20 protein-coding genes and 1 other RNA gene are annotated in these 19,777 nt (G+C 36.9%); 10 read left to right on the top strand and 11 right to left on the bottom strand.

Annotation, left to right across the window (positions count from 1 at the left end; translation table 11 throughout):
* Positions 1-7: 7 nt before the first annotated feature.
* Positions 8-337 (bottom strand): MerR family transcriptional regulator, encoded by a 330-nt coding sequence (locus EWU22_RS07945; RefSeq protein WP_130925122.1) that lies wholly within the window; start codon positions 335-337, stop codon positions 8-10.
* Positions 338-463: 126 nt separating this feature from the next.
* On the opposite strand from EWU22_RS07945, the gene alaS reads away from it, so the two are divergent.
* Genes alaS through EWU22_RS07925 form a run of 4 tightly spaced genes read left to right on the top strand, consistent with a single transcriptional unit; the run spans position 464 to position 6,139 of the window.
* Positions 464-3,100 (top strand): alanine--tRNA ligase, encoded by a 2,637-nt coding sequence (alaS, locus tag EWU22_RS07940; RefSeq protein WP_130925121.1) that lies wholly within the window; start codon positions 464-466, stop codon positions 3,098-3,100.
* An 8-nt stretch (positions 3,101-3,108) separates the two neighbouring features.
* Positions 3,109-4,083 (top strand): aminodeoxychorismate synthase component I, encoded by a 975-nt coding sequence (locus EWU22_RS07935; protein ID WP_130925120.1) that lies wholly within the window; start codon positions 3,109-3,111, stop codon positions 4,081-4,083.
* Positions 4,084-4,086: 3 nt separating this feature from the next.
* Positions 4,087-4,686 carry an aminotransferase class IV gene (locus EWU22_RS07930; protein ID WP_109322796.1) on the top strand — a complete coding sequence of 200 codons (600 nt, stop codon included), beginning with the start codon at positions 4,087-4,089 and terminating at the stop codon, positions 4,684-4,686.
* Positions 4,687-4,705: 19 nt separating this feature from the next.
* Positions 4,706-6,139, top strand: a complete 1,434-nt coding sequence (locus tag EWU22_RS07925; protein WP_130925119.1) for an ATP-dependent DNA helicase — start codon at positions 4,706-4,708, stop codon at positions 6,137-6,139.
* Between the two features lies 1 nt (position 6,140).
* On the opposite strand, the gene EWU22_RS07920 is transcribed toward EWU22_RS07925, so the two are convergent.
* The gene (locus tag EWU22_RS07920) at positions 6,141-6,641 is read right to left on the bottom strand and encodes a MarR family winged helix-turn-helix transcriptional regulator (protein ID WP_130925118.1); all 501 of its coding nucleotides are present in this window, start codon (positions 6,639-6,641) and stop codon (positions 6,141-6,143) included.
* A gap of 104 nt (positions 6,642-6,745) precedes the next feature.
* Between EWU22_RS07920 and EWU22_RS07915 the strand changes: the two genes are divergently transcribed.
* The 3 genes from EWU22_RS07915 to EWU22_RS07905 are packed head-to-tail and all read left to right on the top strand — an operon-like array spanning position 6,746 to position 10,677.
* A complete protein-coding gene (locus EWU22_RS07915) occupies positions 6,746-7,783 on the top strand; it encodes an HlyD family secretion protein (RefSeq protein ID WP_130925117.1) in 1,038 nt (345 codons plus the stop codon).
* Between the two features lie 4 nt (positions 7,784-7,787).
* On the top strand, positions 7,788-9,371 hold the full coding sequence (locus EWU22_RS07910) for a DHA2 family efflux MFS transporter permease subunit (RefSeq protein WP_109322792.1): 1,584 nt from the start codon (positions 7,788-7,790) through the stop codon (positions 9,369-9,371).
* Positions 9,372-9,375: 4 nt separating this feature from the next.
* On the top strand, positions 9,376-10,677 hold the full coding sequence (locus EWU22_RS07905) for a TolC family protein (RefSeq protein WP_130925116.1): 1,302 nt from the start codon (positions 9,376-9,378) through the stop codon (positions 10,675-10,677).
* Here EWU22_RS07905 and ald read toward each other — a convergent pair whose 3' ends face one another.
* Entirely contained in the window at positions 10,678-11,763 is a 1,086-nt protein-coding gene (gene ald / locus EWU22_RS07900; RefSeq protein WP_109322790.1) for an alanine dehydrogenase, read from the bottom strand.
* 215 nt (positions 11,764-11,978) lie between these two features.
* On the opposite strand from ald, the gene EWU22_RS07895 reads away from it, so the two are divergent.
* Both EWU22_RS07895 and ssrA read left to right on the top strand, forming a co-directional pair.
* Positions 11,979-12,452 (top strand): Lrp/AsnC family transcriptional regulator, encoded by a 474-nt coding sequence (locus EWU22_RS07895; protein WP_109325031.1) that lies wholly within the window; start codon positions 11,979-11,981, stop codon positions 12,450-12,452.
* Positions 12,453-12,492: 40 nt separating this feature from the next.
* Positions 12,493-12,864: a transfer-messenger RNA gene (gene ssrA / locus EWU22_RS07890) on the top strand.
* 28 nt (positions 12,865-12,892) lie between these two features.
* On the opposite strand, the gene EWU22_RS07885 is transcribed toward ssrA, so the two are convergent.
* From EWU22_RS07885 to EWU22_RS07865, 5 genes are read right to left on the bottom strand one after another with little or no spacing between them, the layout of a single operon-like run.
* Entirely contained in the window at positions 12,893-14,143 is a 1,251-nt protein-coding gene (locus EWU22_RS07885) for a DUF3570 domain-containing protein (protein ID WP_130925115.1), read from the bottom strand.
* Between the two features lie 9 nt (positions 14,144-14,152).
* Complete coding sequence (locus EWU22_RS07880; RefSeq protein ID WP_109322788.1) at positions 14,153-14,365, bottom strand: DUF4266 domain-containing protein; 213 nt, start codon at positions 14,363-14,365, stop codon at positions 14,153-14,155.
* 9 nt (positions 14,366-14,374) lie between these two features.
* The gene (locus EWU22_RS07875; RefSeq protein WP_130925114.1) at positions 14,375-15,316 is read right to left on the bottom strand and encodes an FAD:protein FMN transferase; all 942 of its coding nucleotides are present in this window, start codon (positions 15,314-15,316) and stop codon (positions 14,375-14,377) included.
* Between the two features lie 4 nt (positions 15,317-15,320).
* The gene (locus EWU22_RS07870) at positions 15,321-15,731 is read right to left on the bottom strand and encodes a thioredoxin family protein (protein WP_130925113.1); all 411 of its coding nucleotides are present in this window, start codon (positions 15,729-15,731) and stop codon (positions 15,321-15,323) included.
* A gap of 4 nt (positions 15,732-15,735) precedes the next feature.
* Positions 15,736-16,347, bottom strand: a complete 612-nt coding sequence (locus EWU22_RS07865; RefSeq protein ID WP_130925112.1) for a Rieske (2Fe-2S) protein — start codon at positions 16,345-16,347, stop codon at positions 15,736-15,738.
* Between the two features lie 325 nt (positions 16,348-16,672).
* Between EWU22_RS07865 and EWU22_RS07860 the strand changes: the two genes are divergently transcribed.
* Positions 16,673-17,626, top strand: a complete 954-nt coding sequence (locus tag EWU22_RS07860) for a 3-keto-disaccharide hydrolase (RefSeq protein ID WP_130925111.1) — start codon at positions 16,673-16,675, stop codon at positions 17,624-17,626.
* A gap of 72 nt (positions 17,627-17,698) precedes the next feature.
* Here EWU22_RS07860 and EWU22_RS07855 read toward each other — a convergent pair whose 3' ends face one another.
* The 3 genes from EWU22_RS07855 to rhaM all read right to left on the bottom strand — a co-directional run bounded on the left by EWU22_RS07855 (position 17,699) and on the right by rhaM (position 19,755).
* A complete protein-coding gene (locus EWU22_RS07855) occupies positions 17,699-18,250 on the bottom strand; it encodes a hypothetical protein (RefSeq protein ID WP_130925110.1) in 552 nt (183 codons plus the stop codon).
* Positions 18,251-18,333: 83 nt separating this feature from the next.
* Positions 18,334-19,431: a glycoside hydrolase family 88 protein gene (locus EWU22_RS07850; RefSeq protein WP_317127115.1), complete on the bottom strand. Its 1,098-nt coding sequence runs from the start codon at positions 19,429-19,431 to the stop codon at positions 18,334-18,336.
* Positions 19,432-19,440: 9 nt separating this feature from the next.
* Positions 19,441-19,755 carry an L-rhamnose mutarotase gene (rhaM, locus tag EWU22_RS07845; RefSeq protein ID WP_109322781.1) on the bottom strand — a complete coding sequence of 105 codons (315 nt, stop codon included), beginning with the start codon at positions 19,753-19,755 and terminating at the stop codon, positions 19,441-19,443.
* Positions 19,756-19,777 lie beyond the last annotated feature (22 nt).

Here is a 19,777-nt window from a genome sequence, read left to right as displayed (position 1 = left end):
AAAAAAATCATTCTCCCAAATCCTCGCGAAGTCCTTGTAAAAACTGTCGAATTTCAGTTAACTGATTAATTAATGGAGTATTTATATTTTTCGCTTCTCCTCGGTGATTAATAGCTTGTTTAGCTCCCTCAATCGTTAAACCTTTTTCTTCAATCAACTGAATCAAAACTTTAATCTTCTCAATATCCTCAGGTGTATATTTCCGAATTCCGCTGGAGCGGCGTTTAGGCATCAAATGAGGGAATTGAGTTTCCCAATACCTCAATTTAGATGTTTTCACCTTAAAAATCTCGGCGACTTCAGAAATTGAATAATACTGTTTACTAAACTGCTCCATCTAATAAATTAAAACCTTGTTATGATGCAAAATCAAGAATTCGAATAAAAACACGTAATTTTGCACTTCCTTTGATTAGAAAAATCAGGAAGAAATAAAATTACCCATAATTTCGATATTAAACCAATGACTTCAACGGAGATCCGCCAGCATTTTTTAGCTTTTTTTCAATCGAAAGGACATTTAATTGTACCATCTGCCCCATTAGTTGCCAAAAATGACCCTACCCTATTATTTAATAATTCAGGGATGGCTCAATTCAAGGATTTTTTCTTGGGAAATGGTACTCCTCCATCGAAAAGAATTGCTGACACACAAAAATGTCTTCGTGTTTCTGGAAAACATAATGACCTAGAAGATGTAGGTTTTGACACTTACCATCATACGATGTTTGAAATGCTAGGTAACTGGTCTTTTGGTGATTATTTCAAAAAAGAAGCTTTGGCTTGGTCTTGGGAATTATTAACAGAAGTCTATCAATTACCCAAAGAGCGCATATATGTTTCCGTATTTGAAGGAGATGCCAAAGATGGTGTCCCTTTTGATCAAGAGGCATTTGATATTTGGAAAGCCATTGTCGGAGAAGAAAGAATCATCCTTGGTAATAAAAAAGATAATTTCTGGGAAATGGGTGAAACCGGCCCTTGTGGACCTTGTTCTGAAATCCATATCGACTTGAGAAATCAAGATGAAGTGGATCGAATTTCTGGAAAATCCTTGGTTAATGCTGACCATCCTCAGGTAGTGGAAATTTGGAACAACGTTTTCATGCAGTTTGAACGTATGGCTGATGGGTCTTTGGTTTCTCTCCCTTCTAAGCATGTCGATACTGGCATGGGCTTTGAACGACTATGCATGGCGATTCAAGGAAAACAATCCAATTACGATACGGATGTTTTCCAAGGCAGCATTCAGCATTTAGCTAAGAAAAGTGGAATAACTTACGGTCAAGATAAATGGACCGACATAGCTATGCGTGTAATCTCTGACCATATTCGTGCCATTGCATTTTCTATTTCGGATGGACAATTACCTTCCAATGCCAAAGCAGGTTATGTCATTCGCAGAATTTTACGTCGTGCCGTTCGGTATGGATATACCTATTTAGGCTTCAAAGAGCCATTCATGTATGAATTGATACCACTTTTAGCTCAGCAATTCAAAGGAGTTTTTGACGAACTTATTTCGCAAGAAGCGTTTGTTGCTAAAGTGATTTATGAGGAGGAAGTATCATTCTTAAGAACACTTTCCACAGGATTGGTGCGATTGGATAAATTAATGGAAGATACTCAAGCGAAAGGAACTCAAATTTTAACTGGTGAAGATGTATTTGAATTAAATGATACCTATGGCTTTCCAGTAGATTTAACCGCATTGATTGCCCGTGAAAAAGGCATGGATATCGATGAACCTGGATTCCAACTTGCCTTAAATGCTCAAAAGAACCGTTCGAGAAAGGACGCGGGCGCTAGCGCAGAAGATTGGGTTATCTTATTTGATAGTGATGAAGTTTCCTTTGTTGGATATGATCATGCTACTTGGACTACTCGTATAGTGAAATACCAAAAAGTGCAGAATAAAGCGGGTATACAATATAAAATTGTTTTAGAAAGTACCCCATTTTATGCTGAATCAGGTGGACAAGTGGGTGATTCAGGATTTTTAGTTTTCAAAAAATCAGGTACAAAAATTGAAATATCTGATACAAAAAAAGAAAACGATTTAATTGTACATTGGACTTCAGATCCAGCCATTGAACAGGTGGCACAAGAAGAGGAAGTAGTAGCGCAAATTGATGAAACCAGAAGAAAAGCCATAACGAATCATCATAGTTCTACTCACTTAATGCAAGCTGCCTTGCAACAAATTCTAGGCAAACATGTAGCACAAAAAGGTAGTTTAGTCAATGAACAATTATTACGTTTCGATTTCTCTCATTTCCAGAAAGTGACAGATGAAGAATTGAAGCAAATTGAAGATATGGTCAATGCCAAAATTGTGGCCAATATCCCTCTATTGGAAGAAAGAAATGTACCGATTGCACAAGCCAAAGAAAAAGGAGCTATGGCTCTATTTGGTGAAAAATACGGTGATTTCGTCCGTGTAATCACTTTTGATCCAAATTATTCGGTAGAACTTTGTGGAGGAACCCATGTGAATTCAACTGGGGAAATTGCCTTGTTCAAAATTTTATCTGAAAGCTCAGTAGCCACAGGTGTTCGACGTATTGAAGCGGTTACATCTCAAAAAGCCTTTGAATTATTGAGTGAACAAGCTGCTCAATTAGATCAAATCAATGAACTTTTAAAAGCTCCCAAAGATATCATTAAAGCAGTAGTTAGCTTGATTGAACAAAATTCGAGCTTACAAAAGACCATTGCCCAATACCAAGCTCTGGAGATTAAATCATTGAAATCTTCATTAACGCAGCAAATTTTAGGCAAAGGTGAGCTCCTATATTTAATTCAACAAGTGAACGTTCCCAATGCGGATGCCTTAAAAAACTTAGCCTTTGACTTGAGCAATGAACATCAAAATTTATTCTGTTTATTAGCTGCTGAAATAGAAGGTAAAGCCAGCTTAGCCTTGGCAATCTCGAAAGAACTTGTTACGTCCAAATCCTTAGATGCTGGAAAAATTATTCGTGAATTGGCCAAAGAAGTACAAGGTGGCGGAGGTGGTCAAGCATTTTTAGCTACTGCAGGAGGACAAAAACCAGAAGGAATTCCACAAGTAATCCAAGCGGCTCAACAATTCATTTAAAATTAACCATGAAGGACATTCCTTTTATCTCTCTTGATCAAGCAGCCTTGGGCATGGATCAATGGGGTGTGGAGGGACGTCCTTTTGTCTTTATTTGTGATTACCTAGGCGAAAATGTTTGGTGGGGAACTGAAGAAGATGCCCAAAAATGGGGAATCAAATTTGAGTTCAACCAAAAACAAAGCACAGGCTATCTAGGAGAAATTCAATTCGATAAATATCCAATTAGCTACAAAGATTACTTACAAAAGTTTAATCAAGTTCAATCAGGTTTAAAACGTGGGGACTCATTCCTAGTGAATCTCACCTTCCCTACGCCCATCCAAACTAATCTTAGTATTGAAGAGATTTTTTTGCATGCTCGGGCTAAGTATAAATTACTCATTCAAGATCAGCTTGTTGTTTTCTCTCCCGAACCATTTATTCACATTGAAAACAATAAAATTCAAGCCTTTCCTATGAAAGGAACTTTAGCTGTTAATGAAAAAAATAGACCTGATGATTTACGTATTGATGCAAAAGAACAGGCGGAGCATGCTACAATCGTTGATTTAATCCGAAATGATATTAGTCGAGTCGCCTACCCCATTCAAGTTGAAAAATATCAATACATTGAACAAGTAAAGACTCATAGTCAGGATTTATGGCAAATGTCTTCTTTGATTTCTGGAGAAATAATGCCAGAATTCAAAAATAAATTGGGAAGTATTCTAAAAGCCTTATTACCAGCAGGTTCCATTACAGGAGCCCCAAAAGCCGCAACCATGGACATTATTAAAAAATCAGAGGGTTATGAGCGAGGGTTTTATACTGGAATTATGGGAAAATATGATGGAACTACCTTAGATTCAGGAGTTTTGATTAGATTTATAGAACAAATTGAAGAAAATTTAGTTTTTAAAAGCGGAGGTGGAATTACCGTCTTCTCTGATCCTGAAAAGGAGTATTTGGAATTAATCCAAAAAGTTTACCTACCAATTTAAAAAATGCCCACATTTTTAGAAACCGTTCATGTTTTAAATGGCGAAACACTTCATCTAGATTATCATCAAAAAAGAATCAATGATGTCTTTCAGTTTTACTATCCAAGTTCTCCTGTTCTAAACATTCATGATTTTTTTGCAAGCTTAGAAATTCCTCAGCAAGGAAGTTATCGTACGAGATTGGTATACCGAACAGATTGGGAATTTCATGAGTTTATACCCTATCAATCAAAAAATATCTGCAAATTAACGATCGTTCCTACAGGTGATTATGAATATACCTTTAAGTATGCCGATAGATCGCATATCCTGAAAAAAATAGCCGAACATCCTGAAGCTGATGATATCATCTTTTCTAAAGATGGAAAATTACAAGATTCAAGCATTGCCAATTTAGCATTCAAGCAGGGAGATGCCTGGTATACTCCTAAAGAACCTTTACATTGGGGAACCACTCGTAGGAGATTAATTGATGAAAAATTAATTGAAGAAAGAGATATTTTAGAATCAGAATTAAAAGATTATAGCCATATCTGCCTTATCAATGTATTTAGGCCGCTTTCCATGGAAAACGCACTTTTGCTTCCCGATTCAATTGTGTAAATTGTGTCTTCTTTAAGACATGAATCCTTCCAAAAGTCCTTCTTTTCTGTTGCATCAAAAGTTCCCCTTTGAGCCTACACCCTCACAGACAGCTTTGTTTCAGAAATTAAATGACTTTATCATCAACAAAGACGAATGGGGAGCCCTCACCTTTATCATCAAAGGATATGCAGGGACAGGTAAAACGACGGTCATTTCTACCCTCATTAAAATATTAGCTAGCTTCGGTTATAAGACCCAATTATTGGCTCCAACGGGTCGAGCCGCCAAAGTGATGGCGAATTATGCCAAGAAAAAAGCATTTACGATCCATAAAAAAATATACCGACAAGTCAGTAATCCAAATTCAGGAGCCCTCGTGTTCCAGCGAATGAATAATTATGCAATTAACACTGTTTTTATAGTTGATGAGGCATCCATGATTACCGATGAGTCTGATTTTGGCTCCAATAGTTTATTAACGGATTTAATTGAATATGTTTTTACAAATCCAGAAAATGGGCATACAGGCAACAAATTAATTTTTGTGGGTGATACTGCCCAGTTACCTCCAGTAGGTAAAAGCCTCTCTCCTGCTCTTTCCAAAGACTATATCAGCAGTGAATTTCATATGGAAGTGATGGACCACGAATTGACGGACGTCATGCGACAAGATATAGATTCCGGGATTCTGTACAATGCGACCAATCTCCGTGAATTATTGAATCAGGCTTCTCATCAAATTCAATTTAATACTAAATCATTCAAAGATTTTTTCAAAATGTCTGGAGAAAAAGTCGAAGATGGTATGCAATATGCCTATCGGAAATTTGGGAAAGAAGAAACTATTTTGCTTACTCGGTCAAATAAAAGTGCGGTTCAATACAATGAATTTGTTCGGAGATCTATTTTGTATCAAGAAGATGAAATCAGTTCTGGAGATTTATTAATGATTGTTCGAAACAATTACCATTGGTTGGATGAAGATTCTCCAGCAGGATTCATAGCAAATGGTGATTTTGTAGAAGTAATGAAAATCAAAAGACAAGAAGACATGCATGGTTTTCGGTTTTTGAATGTAAGTCTACGCTTGTGCGACTATGAAGACCATCCCGAAGTGGAAGCAAAAATATTACTAGATACACTTCACTCAGCTGAGTCTGCCTTAGGAAAGGATGCTAATAAAAAGCTATATGATTCAGTATGTGAGGATTATGCTCATATAACCAAGAAAAAAGAAAGAATGGAGGCTATTAGAAAAGACCCCTTTCTTAATGCTCTTCAAGTCAAATTTGCCTATGCCTTAACTTGTCACAAATCACAAGGTGGACAATGGAAAGCTGTTTTTGTGGATCAAGGATATCTAAAAGAAGAACAAATTGATGCTGAATATATTAGATGGTTATACACGGCTATTACACGAGCCACTCATGAACTATTTTTAGTTAATTTTCACGAACGCTTTTTCCCCTAAACTAGATTTTTGTACTGGCTATTTTGTCATTGATACTATCGACACTCTCCAGTTCATCATAGTGAGATACGATTTCAGTTAGAAGCTGATTTAACTGCGCCAATCGTTCTCTACCAATAATTTCAGCAAATTTTTGCTCGATATGAGTTCTAGATTTCATTAAATCTTCCAAAAATTGATTACCTTTCTCTGTACAAAATAAGAGAGTGGAACGTAAGTCTTGAGGATGAATTTGAGAAATCAGGTAACCTTCTTGAATAAGCTCATTGACCAACTTACTCATAGCTTGCTTACTCACTTTCGCTTTTTTGGCCAAATCAGTCGTAGTTACTCCCTGTTCAGCAAGATTCATTAAAACAATGATATGCCCTATTTTGAAGTTTTCATAACCTAAACTTCTTAAATAAGTGCCATTCATTGATTGAACAATACGATAAGATTTTACCAAAAGTCTTGATAAAAACATGTGCTGGGGATATTCAATTGGTGTAATCTGGTCCATGGTAGATTATTCTATCATGCAAAAATACAAAAATAAAATAATTAGTCAACCAACTTGACTTTATTATAAATGCTTCTTTACTTTGCAACACTAAAAATCGTACCATGTCTACTCAACAAAAACCAAAATCTCATCTTCCTAAAATCATTTTAGCGGTAATCTTAGTTGTAGGAGGTTTTTTCGGTTACAAGAAATACCATTATGCTACTACGCATGAGGATACCGACAATGCTCAGATTGAAGCCTATTTCATTCCAGTATTACCTCGAATGGCAGGATTTGTAAAAAAGGTCTATGTGAATGATTATGATCAAGTAAAAAAAGGTCAAATCATTTTAGAAATAGATTCTGATGAAGCAGCATTAGCATTGGAAGAAATGCAAGTGGAAGTTGATCAAGCAAGCTCTGACATAGAAAGTGCCAAAGCTAATTTAACCAACTTAACAAAAAGTATTGAAGCACAACAAAGCCAAGTAAAATCAGCAGAGTTAGCCAATAATAAATACAACCGCGATGTTACCCGAAATGCGGCTTTGGAGTCAGCTAAAGCGATTACCCGTCAGCAATTAATTGATAGCCAAGATCTGGCAGAACAATCAGCCATTAAATTACAAGGGGCAAAAGCTGAATTAGTAAGCACTCAATCTAGAATAGGCATCTTACAAGCTATGTTACATAAAGCCGAGATTGCATTAAAACTGAAAAAGGTTAAAGTTCAGCAACAACAATTGAAATTAAGCTACAATAAAGTTTATGCTCCTGCTGATGGTAAAATTGGCAAGAAATCAGTTGAGCCTGGCCAATTCATTCAAGTTTCACAACCATTGATGACGATCATGGATGACAGTCGCTATTGGGTGGTGGCTAACTTTAAAGAAACTCAAGTAGAATCCTTACGAGTTGGCATGGGAGCCGATATTAAAATTGATGCTTACCCTGATATCACCTTAAAAGGTAGAATATTATCCATTTCTGAATCAACAGGTGCCAAAACAACCTTACTTCCTCCTGATAATGCGTCGGGAAACTTTGTTAAAGTAACACAACGCATCCCTGTGAAAATTGAAATTCTGAACACCGATAAATACAAGGATATTTTACGAGCAGGATTATCATTAGATGTTTCGGTTCCCATAAACTAATACCATGCAAAGGCCTCAGGGATTCGCAAAAATCATCATCGTTCTCACGACGATTACCGCAGCTGTCATGGAGTTGTTGGATACCACGATTGTGAACGTGGCCCTCAACCAGATAGCCGGAAATCTTGGAGCAACGATTGAAGATATAGCCTGGGTAATTACCAGTTATGCGATAGCCAACGTAATTATTATCCCGATGACGGGATTTTTAGGAGAATATTTTGGTAGAAAAAACTACTATTTAGGCTCTATGATCCTTTTTGGTATTGCCTCCTATTTTTGTGGGATGAGTGATAGCTTATGGGAATTAGTCTTTTGGCGTTTTTTCCAAGGTATTGGAGGAGGAGCCCTACTTTCCACATCTCAAGCTATATTATTTGATGCATTCGAAGTAGAAGATCGCCCAATCGCATCTGGTTTTTTTGGCATGGGTATCATTCTTGGCCCATCTTTGGGTCCTGTGTTAGGTGGCTACTTAGTGGATAATTACGAGTGGAACGACATTTTCTATGTTAATATCCCTGTCTGTATATTGGCAACTATTCTAACCATTGTTTTCATTGATCGAAAAGAAGGCGAAGGTCAACATCGAAAGACCATGGAAATCGATTACATAGGAATAGCCTTATTAACCTTGGGAATCGGAAACCTGCAGTATATTTTAGAAAAAGGAGAATCTGAGAATTGGTTTGAGTCAAGAACCATCAACACCATGGCAGGATTATGTGCCATTGGATTGATTGGATTCATTTGGAGAGAATTAACCACCGAACATCCAGTTATCAACTTAAAGATATTCAAGAACAAAGTGTTCGCCATGAGTACGGTATTTAACTTAGTGAGTGGTTTTGGTCTATTCACATCCGTGTTCATTTACCCCATCATGGTTCAGCGAATCAATGGCTTAAGTTCAACAGAAACTGGTCTATCCTTGATGTATCCGACATTACTTGGTGTCATCCTATTCCCTATGATTGCCAAATATTTGTCTTTAGGTGGTAAGCCTATTCCTGTTATGGGAGTTGGGATCTGCATATTCATCATATTTGGTTTTATTGGTGGGTCAGCTACTCCAGAGATGGGCCGTTGGGATTTCTTCCCCATGCACCTCTTGCGTATGATGGGAGTAGCTATGTTGCAAATGCCTTTAATTAATCAAGCCGTTGCTGGATTAAAACCCTCCGAATATCCTGCTGGAATTGCCTTGAGTAATATGATTCGACAATTGGGAGGTGCATTTGGTATAGCAGTTGCTAATAATTACGCGACACACCGTGCAGCCCAACATAGAACGGATTTGTTAGCCAATATTCAAGTGGAAAATCCTTTATTCCAACAAAGAATCCAAGGATTGACACAAAATATGATGCAAAAAACGGGGGACTTTGTTCGAAGTGGGGAGGCTGCATATCGACAATTAGATGCCATGGTAAACAAGCAAGCTTATTATTTGGCATACTTAGATACATTCCGTTTAGTGTCCATTTTATTTATGTGTATACTACCTTTCTTATGGTTATTACGTACCCCTAAGAAAACCAAAGAAGAATTAGAAAAAATCATGAAAGCCAGTGAAGAGGCTCATTAATCATATGAAAAAATATATCTTACTCTTATCCTATACTTTGTTGAGCTCGGCTGTAATAGCTCAATCAAAGGGACTACCTGAATTAATTCAAGGTATTTTACAACATTCTCCAGCTTTAAAAGGACAAAGAAACCTGATAAAAATGGGATTAGTAAAAACTCAAATTCAGGAATCTTACGGAAAACCTGTGATTGGTGCTGAAATTGGTGTTACACGAATCGATCCTGTTGCCAAGGCTAGTTTTAACTTTGGTGGAGCCAATTCAACCCTACAGTTTCAACCTAACATGAATTACAATTCTCAATTTGTAGCTAATCACGTATTATATGATTGGGGAAGAAATGCCATGGCCATTGAAAAAACACGTTTAGAAACACAATTAAGTCAAGCGCAAATTGAGCAACAGGAATTCCAATTGGGTTTTCAAATTGCTAATTTATACCAACAAATTGTTTTCAATAAAAAAGCGATTCAAGTACAAAAATCACAACTGAAGCGCCTTGAAAGTAATTTTCAGATCATTATAAAGCAATTAGCTTTGGGAGAAGCCATTGAATATGATAAAATAAGTCAGCAAGTAAAAATTGCGAATCAAGAGAGTAAAATTTTAGAATCAGAAAATCAGGTGGCTCGCATGTTGGACTATTTAAGTACCTTATTAGGTGGCAATGCTGAGTCATATTTAGTTGAAAATCCTCAAATTTGGCAAGCTCAAACAGCCAAACCAATTGAATCATTTACAAATCCAGAGATTACTCAAATTAAGGCTCAGGAGGAAATAGTTAATAAGAGCATCGAATTAGCTAAGTCGGAGAATACCCCTACCCTGGCAGGATTAGCTACCTTAGGCTTAAAGAATGGATATGTTCCTAGAATAAATGGAGAAACACCCGCTTTTGCGGATGATTTTAAAGTAAATAGCGTTTTAGGCCTTAAATTAAGCATTCCTATTTATTCAGGAAAAAGAGGGAGCTACCAAACAGAATTAGCTACCATTCAAAAAGAACGTGTTGCTTTTCAATTAGAAGATGCCCGTGAAAAATTAGGTACTGAGTGGAGACAAGCTCAATTGAATCATCAAAACTACGTAAAGAAAGCTGCTACCCAGAAAGAGGTTGTTGCACAAGCCCAATACGCCTTAGATTTAGCAAATACGCGCTTTAAGCAAGGCTTAATTCGCCGGATTGAATTAGACCAAGCAGAATCTATTTTAGAAGAATCCCAATTGATGCAAGCTCAGTTTGATTATCAAGTGAACCTACAACAATTGGAATTATATAGAATACAGGGAATTAAAATCTGGTAATTATAAATCAAACAAGATTGCCAAGGCGGGATTTTGCAATTTACCCTCGTAAATCGTTAATCCATTAGCTAATGCTTGGTTATGAGTACATGCTACATTCCAACCTTCTTTGGCTATTTGTTGGACATAAGGTAATGTTGCTTGAGTCAATGCTAAAGTAGACGTTTGAGGTACTGCCCCAGGCATATTAGCTACACAATAATGAAGAATTCCATCTATTTCAAACACGGGATTCTCGTGCGTAGTAGGTCGACAAGTTTCTATACATCCACCTTGGTCCACGGCTACATCTACTAGTACAGTACCTGGACTCATTCTTTTTAAATCTTCCTTTTTGATCAGGTGCGGTGCCTTTGCCCCATGTAAAAGTACGGCTCCAACGATTAGGTCGGCTTGAGGTAGATTATCTTGTATAGCTAACGAAGTAGAATATTGGGTAGACACATTGGCAGGTAATATATCTTCCAAATAACGTAATCGAGCTAGATTAGTATCCATAATTGTAACATTTGCTCCAAGACCAGCCGCCATTTTGGCAGCCTGTGTACCAACTACTCCTCCTCCCAAAATCACCACATTTGCAGGTTTTACCCCAGGAACTCCACCTAACATTTTACCTTTCCCGCCTTGGGCCTTACCTAAAAAATAGGCTCCCACTTGAATGGCCATTCTACCAGCCACTTCTGACATCGGAATTAATAATGGGAGACTTTTATCTGGTAATTCCACGGTTTCATAAGCAATACAAATCGCTTTACTAGCAATCATTGCTTGGGTCAATTCTTTGGATGCGGCAAAGTGAAAATAAGTGAACAGAATCTGGCCCGGTTGAATCAGTGGAAATTCTTGCGCTAAAGGTTCTTTCACTTTAACAATCATTTCAGATTTCTCATAGACTGATTTAGCATCTGGTAAAATTACAGCTCCAACTTGGGTGTAAAAATCATCTGAAAAACCAGAACCAACACCTGCTTGACTTTGAACATACACTTGGTGACCTTGAGCCACCAAGGATTGAATTCCTGCAGGCGTTAAACCTACTCTGAATTCTTGATTTTTTATTTCTTTAGGGACGCCAATGATCATGATAATTTGATTTTAGCTTGTTATAAAAAAAGAACGGCCAACGAAAAATTTCGCTGGCCGTTACCTTTGATGAAGTATAATACTTTACAAATATAAAAAAGACGAAAAATATTTATGTATATCACATATAAAAAAGGAATTATTTCTGTTAAATGTATTTTAAAAGGAATTTATTCTATAAATTAACTTTATGTAAACATAAATCCGAAAAAATTATGGCTTCCAAACTCATCCTAGACGCTCTTGATTTAAAGATTTTAAAAATCATTCAAGGAAATGGCCAAAAGAAACTCAAAGAAATAGCTTCCCAAGTCAATTTATCTCTATCTCCTACCCATGATCGTATCCGAAAATTGGAAAAAGATGGATATATCATGTCTTATGTAGGTTTGCTTAACAGGAAAATGTTGGACTTAGGTTTATTGGTTCATTGTCAAGTAACTTTAGAAAAGCAGAACCGTAAAAATTTCAAAGAATTTGAACAAGCCATTCAAGCATTTCCAGAAGTATTATCATGCCATTTGGTTTCAGGGAACTTTGATTATTACTTGATGGTTGTAAGTTCGGATGTAGAAAGCTACAACCGCTTTTATCAAGAGAAATTAGCTGTACTTCCTACTGTCGCTCATATCAATAGTTTATTTGTGATGGATGAAATAAAACAAAGTACAGAATTACCTATTCCTTGACAATGGGCTGTATAATGTTGTACCTTTGTATTTCTATTATGGGGTCGACCGGTTTTGACAGCTTATGTCGGTCGGTGGTAAGCACGTCGGGAGTTGTAGGCATTTCCTGTTTAAAAAACCTTCGAATTATAACTGGCAATACACAGTATGCCATGGCTGCTTAATCTTAGAGATTAATCAATTTGCCATCGTTCAGCCTTCTCCAAACTCTGCCGAGGAGGGCATCTGAGCGTCGACATGCAGAGTCGATAAGTTCGAATTTCTCTACGAGCTTGTTAGTATCCAGAGGATAAGTTGAGAGTTTGGGTCTGATGTGAACCCGCTTTTGATCGAAAAAGAATCACAGCTAAACGTGTAGAAAGCTATTGTTCGCTAGGTTTGGACGAGGGTTCGAATCCCTCCGACTCCACAAAAAAATCTCCCAGAGCTGGGAGATTTTTTTATTTAATCTTAATATGTGCTGAAATACTATGGCCATACATGCCATTAGATCTGGAATAATACCCATATCGAATTTCTAAGGAGCTCCAATTCAACAATCCTGCGATACCTCCAGGTGGTGCTAAACGAATTCCCATTCCAACAAACTGACTTGTAAAACTAGAAATATCATAATCAGAAGTATAAAATAATTCAGAAGGCTCATGCTGTGCATAAGCTTTAAAGTACTTCACTGCTGTTTGGGTATTAAATCGGTAAAATGGGCTAATGGAGAAGAATGGGGTAATCTTATATGGGATTTCTAAATTGGTGGTATGTGCAGTCATTCCCCAATCATCCACATAAGCTCGATAAAAAGCACGAATAACCGTTCTATCTCCCGCGAAATAACTCAATCGTAAACCAATAGGTAATTTAAATCTGGTTCCAGGTAGTTTCTCCACGGTTTCATTTCCATTGGTAAAGTATACCCGATGAAAGGGAGTACTCAACAGACCTTCCTGATAACTAGGCTCAATGATTGCCATTACTTGTAATCGTTGATTAATTACTTGCGACAATGAAAACGATGCATTGTAGGAGTTTCTGGGTTTATATGCAATTCCCCTTTTATCTCCTTCTGCGCCAGAAGGGTAAGTCAATGGCCTTAATTCCGAAGGTAAAATAGCCATATAAGTATCAAAAAAAGCACCTCCTTTAATCGAGAATTCTCGATTTTTATCCTTAGAAAGCTTAGTAATAAACGCATTAAAACCATGAGATTTATAATCATATTCCGTGGAATAGGAATAACTAAAACCATGTGTGGTTCTTAAAACATCATCTTTCACCGACCAAGATAAACTTGGATAAATATGCGTATCCTTTCTGGATGCTGAAGAAACCGTTAGAGGGTCAATTTTATCAGAAGAAGCTGATGAATAAAAATCAATATTCATATCTGCCGTAAAACTGTGCAAACGGTTAAAGCGATCTAATTTTGAGAAACGTAACTCAAAAGAATTGGCAAAATCTGTCAATCGCTCGGTGCCAATTCCACCTGTGATAGCAGAATTATTTCCATCTTGAAAATAATATCCACTAACAATATTGGCTTCCTCAAATTTCAAGGTCCTTTTCTTGTAAATCGAAGAAGTATCCGATGATGAAATAGATGCAGCATTCCTTTGGTTGAATGTCAAATACTCTTGCGAGCGTGCCCCTTGCAAATATGAACAGTAAAGACCTATGCTTAATATTACTTTTTTCATGACATCCTTTTAATTACAACCGCAACCTCCCCCGCTCTTACCACCATTGGCTCCTGAAGCTCCTTCCCGATAGAGATAAAAACTTTGCTCGAATTTCTCCGATTTTCTAGATGACAATTCCATTTCTGAATCATTGATTCTGCTCTTCTGAAACTCCTTCACAGAAGTACATGATTGCAAAAGAATTCCAAGAAATAAACCCAACCAATGGTATCTCTTCATAAGTCTATGTTATTTTAACAATTCTAATTGTTGCTTTTTAATGCTTTCTGAATAAAACACCTGATTATCATCGTCGATGATTACACAACCTAAACCAGGTATTTGATTTATTAAATCTAATCCAATTGAAACTCCCATCACGGCTATAGGCGTAGTTAAGGCATCAGCCAATTCAGCAAACGGGGCAAAAACCGTAACACTCTTTATACCTTGAATTGGATAACCTGTATTTGGATCTATCGTATGTGAGTATTTTTTACCGTCAATCACGACAAATTTTTCATAATTCCCAGATGTAGCCACGGATGAATTTTTCAAATCAAAATGAGCTATTATTTGATTGGATTGATCTGGATGAACAACGCCAATTGACCATGGTTTTCCATTTTCCTTATTACCCCAGGCACATAAATCACCCGATGCATTCACCAATCCATGTTGGAATCCCAACGATACTAGTAGAGCCTTAGCTCGATCTGCCGCATAACCTTTGCCTATTCCTCCAAAGCCTAATCGCATTCCTTTCTTTTTCAAAAAGACACTCTTATTTTGAACATCTAATTCAAGCTGCTGATAATCAATTAACTGGACGGATTGTTTCGCTAATTCAGGACTAGGTAATTGAGTCATTTTTTGATCAAAGTTCCAAAGACTTTTATCCATAGATCCATAAGTCAAATCAAAAGCTCCTTGAGTCAAATCCGAAATTCGTTGAGCTCTCTGAATCAATCCAAATACCTCGGCATCAACGATTACTGGTGAAATTCCAGCCATTTCATTAATTTGATTCGTCTGAGAATCAGGTCGATAAGTACTTAATAATTGCTCAATACGCTGAATTTCTAGTACAGCCTTTTCTAAGGCTGCCCGAGCGTCCAATTCATTTGACCCAACGACCGCTAAGTCGAAACGGTTACCCATCAATAAATCTGTCCTTTTAAAAAGAGGCATTCGGTTATCGGTATTGTTTGATTTCAGCTAAAAACTTAGCAACAGATGGTTGGTATCCCTCCCATTCCTTTAATACTTTGCCTTGTTCATTGATTAATAAAGTCAATGGGAATTTGCCTGAACTATTGTATTTTTCTGCCAAAGCATCATTCTTAGCTTGCTGATCTTTAGCTAATTGATTCTTCTTTAACCTAGGAAAATCAGCACGAATTAATTCCAAATTGCCTTCTGCAAATGCAGTAAATTCTGCCGATTCAAAGACATCTTTCTTTAATTTAATACAAGGACCACACCAATCAGATCCTGAAAAATTCAATAATATGAGGCGATGCTGTTGTTTAGCATTTTGTTGAGCAGTGGAAAAATCACTACCCCAAACCAGTAAATTCAAAAATATGTGAAATAATAAAGTCATAGGATTATGCAAAAATTACAAGAGTTTTACCGTCGTTCGCTGTTTTGTAAACCGTTAATCCACGGCTTCCTAAAGAATTTAAACCTTGGCCAGCTAAAGAAAAACGAGCACCGTGGTCGGTACAATAATATTCTGTGCGATTGAAAATAATTCGTTGCTTGGGTTCATGGGAACAAAGGTTTTTGGCAGCGACATATTCACCCGCTGAAACGCAAGCCACGACTGTTCCACTTGAAATAATATATCCACCCGCGGTTTTTAATGCGCTAGCCGTCGAACTTGTTAAATCCAATTTCAGCACATAGCTTTTGATGGCATTTAATTCATCTGTTGTGATTTTACCGACCGTCGTTCCTGCAGTAGCAGTACTTCCTCCACTCGTGCTTCCAGATGTTGAACCACTGGTACTTCCAGAAGTTGAGCCAGTACTTGTAGCAACTTGTGAGGCTTTGGTACTATCTAAAGAAGTAACTTGTTGTCCATTTTTATTAATAATAAGTGGTTCTAAAATGGCATCCTCTTTACGAGTACAAGCTGCTAAAATAGCCATCAATGCTGACCCTTTAAAACCAATGGATTTGAGGAATTGATACCTACTATACTTTTCTTGATTCATCTAAACACGGAATTAATATGTCGGTAAAGCTAAAATTTTAATTGTTAACAAGAAATAGCCCAATTCATGAAAAACACAGTAAGTCGATTAAAAATGAGATTCCGACGACCAATCTGGGTATGAAAAGGTCCTAATTTATCAAATTGATAATTTAATTTTAAAATAAGTACATCAGTCAATTTTTTAGAAGGAAAATTCAAGCAGATTTCAAACATTGTACTTCACTAACAGGATAACACCTATCTCGTTTCAATTTTATTGTAATTCAGATTTAAAACAATGAAAAAATCGTAAATTCAAAGTTCAAACAATACTCAATTTTACTATGAAACAAAGATTCATTCAATTCATTAAAGCGACTTTCATGCTATCCATGGTTAGTTTATCCTTTGGAACCTTAGCACAGGTACCAGCAGGACACTCGGTGGTAGAAGGAAGATGGGATATCACCATTACTAAAAGAAATGTAACTACTCCTGCTTGGTTAGAAGTAACTCATTCTGGCTTAAAGACATTAACTGGCCATTTTGTAGGAGATGGAGGAAGTTCTCGACCTATCTCAAAAGTCAATTTTGCAAATAATATTGTCTCATTCAGCATTCCTCCACAATGGGAAAATTCAGAAAAAGATTTAATGTTAGAGGCTGAATTAAAAGATGATAAATTAATGGGCACATTAACAACACCATTAGGAGAAAAATTCCGTATTCTAGGTGTTAGAGCTCCAAGATTATGGAGAGAAAAGGCTCCAGTATGGGGTACTCCAATTACCCTTTTCAATGGCAAAAACATGGATGGATGGCAAACTTTAGGCCCAGACAATCAATGGGTAGCTGAAAATGGAATTATGAAAAGTCCAAGAACGGGGGCAAATATACGTACAGTTCAAACTTTCCACGATTTCAAATTACATGCTGAATTCCGAGTTCCTAAAGAAAGTAATAGCGGTCTTTACTTACGTGGTCGTTATGAAATCCAAGTAGCAGATAGCAAGGGATTAGAACCAGCAAAAGATCAATTGGGTGCCATTTATGGATTTGTAGCTCCGCTAGAAAATGCAGCTAAAGAAGCTGGAGAATGGCAAACTTATGACATTGAATTAGTGGGACGTAATATCACCATCACATTGAATGGAAAAACAGTTATTTACAAAACTGAAATCCCAGGAATCACAGGTGGAGCATTAGATAGTAACGAAGGAGAACCAGGTCCTATCATGATTCAAGGTGACCACGGTCCTGTAGAATACAGAAATTTGATTATTACTCCAGCGAAATAAATGTAAAATGAAGAATGTAGAATGTAGAATTGTTTAGCTTTTCTTCACTCTACATTCTTAATTCTACATTCCTCACTCTGCCTTTCTTGGTAAGTACCAACCTAACCACAGTCCACATAATCCCCAAGAGATTATTAGATCTATAAGTTCTGCTCTAAGGTCAAATACGGGATACCAGATATGTTGGGTATATGGAGAGTTCGTAAATACGATTATCGCAATAATTAAACAAAGACCTAAAATATCGCGCATCTTAGGCGTTTTTAATTGTTTAATTAGGTAAATAACTAGCAATACTAAGAAAATATCCACGATTAAACCTCGAATCATATTATCCTGCATGGAAATTTGATAGTTGGTATAATATTGAACTCGAGCCCAAGGTTTACCAGTTACTTTTTTAGCAAATTCCTCTGCTTGAGCCATATTTTGCTCGTTTTCCATCCGAGGTAAAATATATCCACCCTCTTTTTTGAGGTGCTTATTCAAAGAAATCATTACACTATCTTGATTGGCAGTGTACATTTGAGATGGCTCATGTAGATTAAAAGCTACATGGGAGGCTGCTTGCCAAAAGAAGATGATTAGTCCTCCTACAATTGCCCCAATAATTGTTCTTTTCATGTTTTTATAATTTAGTCTGCGCTAAAATTATAAAAAAAATCAGAAAACATAGAATTAATTTGATTTTAACATTTCAGAGCCGGCTAAAAGAAATAGCTTCCCAAGCCAAAATCTTCAAAATTTGGCACCGAATTAAATGTAACAGGTTGAGAATCTTTAGGTTCCTTCCCTGTACCTTGAACATAACCTAAAAAACCATTTGGATGAACACATTTGCTCATCGCTTCCCAAGCCCTATCGGCAGCTACTTGATATTTTTTATCCTTCAATATTCGATGGCGAAGAGCCCATTTCATCCCATATACAAACAATGCAGTACCTGTTAATTCAGGGCCACCAAAATGACTTTCATCTTTTAGGCTTACATTCCAAAATCCATCATTTCGCTGTAAAGGAAGTAATGCTTCTGACATATCTATAAAATCTCGGATATATTCTTCTCGGTGCGGTGCCTCAGCAGGCATCACTTCTAACGTTCTAATCAAGGCAGCATATACCCAAGCATTTCCACGTGACCAATAACAATTTTCACCATTGGGTTCTTTGTAAGGAGGAACAAAATCCTTATCACGCCACCACAGGTGCTCTTGTGGATTATATAATCCTTTGCCTCCATGATTGTATTTAGTAAATGCATATAAATCATACATTTTTTCATAATATCGGTTATCATGAAAACGAGTACCTAATCGGGCAAAGACAGGCATACTCATTTGCAAACAATCCACCCAGGACCAATCATCTGCTTTTTGAGAAGCCAACATATGATCGATATTTGTTTTAATAGGTTTGATTCTGGCTGAATCACGTTGAATATCAAACAAATCCAAATAGACTTGCCCACATGCTTGATTATCCGCATTTCTTGTTTTCAAACCATCTCGTAATCCCCATTGATGAAAAGTCCCCCAGTCTGTCATGTATTTCAAATCAGATTCTTTGGGGTCAATTTTATAAAGTTCCATGAGTCCTTCATAATATACAGCTCTAGTCCAAATATTCGAAGGACGCGTTCTATCGGGACTAACAATCACTTGCCCTACATCAGGCCATTTCTGTTTAAAATAGCTATTAGCCAAATGCATTTGAGCTAAAATCTGCTTTTTATTAGGTTTAGCAAAGCTTGTAAATAGTACAAAAAATGCTAGAACCAAGCTTAAAGTGAATGACCAAATTTTCATCTGAAGTGATTATGCTAAATAAAAAACGGATGGAATTTCAACGGATTTGGGAGAATTATCGGGATTACTTTCCATGATATCTGCCATATAGGCCCACCACTTTTGCATGATGGGTAATTGAGGTAAATTATCTAATTGGCTTAAATCTTCTGCCTCTAAATATGCAAAAAGCACTAGGGTCTCAGGATCTAGGAAAATGGAATAATTTTGAACACCTACAGACTTCAATAATTCAGCCAATTCTGGCCATATTTCATCATGTCTTCTTTTATATTCAGCTTCTTTACCTGGATGAAGAAACATTTTAAGGGCCTTTCTTTGCATATTGTAATGGATCTAACTGTTG

Source organism: Aquirufa nivalisilvae, assembly GCF_004307455.1.
GTDB classification, from domain to species: Bacteria; Bacteroidota; Bacteroidia; order Cytophagales; family Spirosomataceae; genus Aquirufa; species Aquirufa nivalisilvae.
Note: the sequence above shows the minus strand (reverse complement) of the source record. Positions and strands in the feature narration are given on the sequence as shown.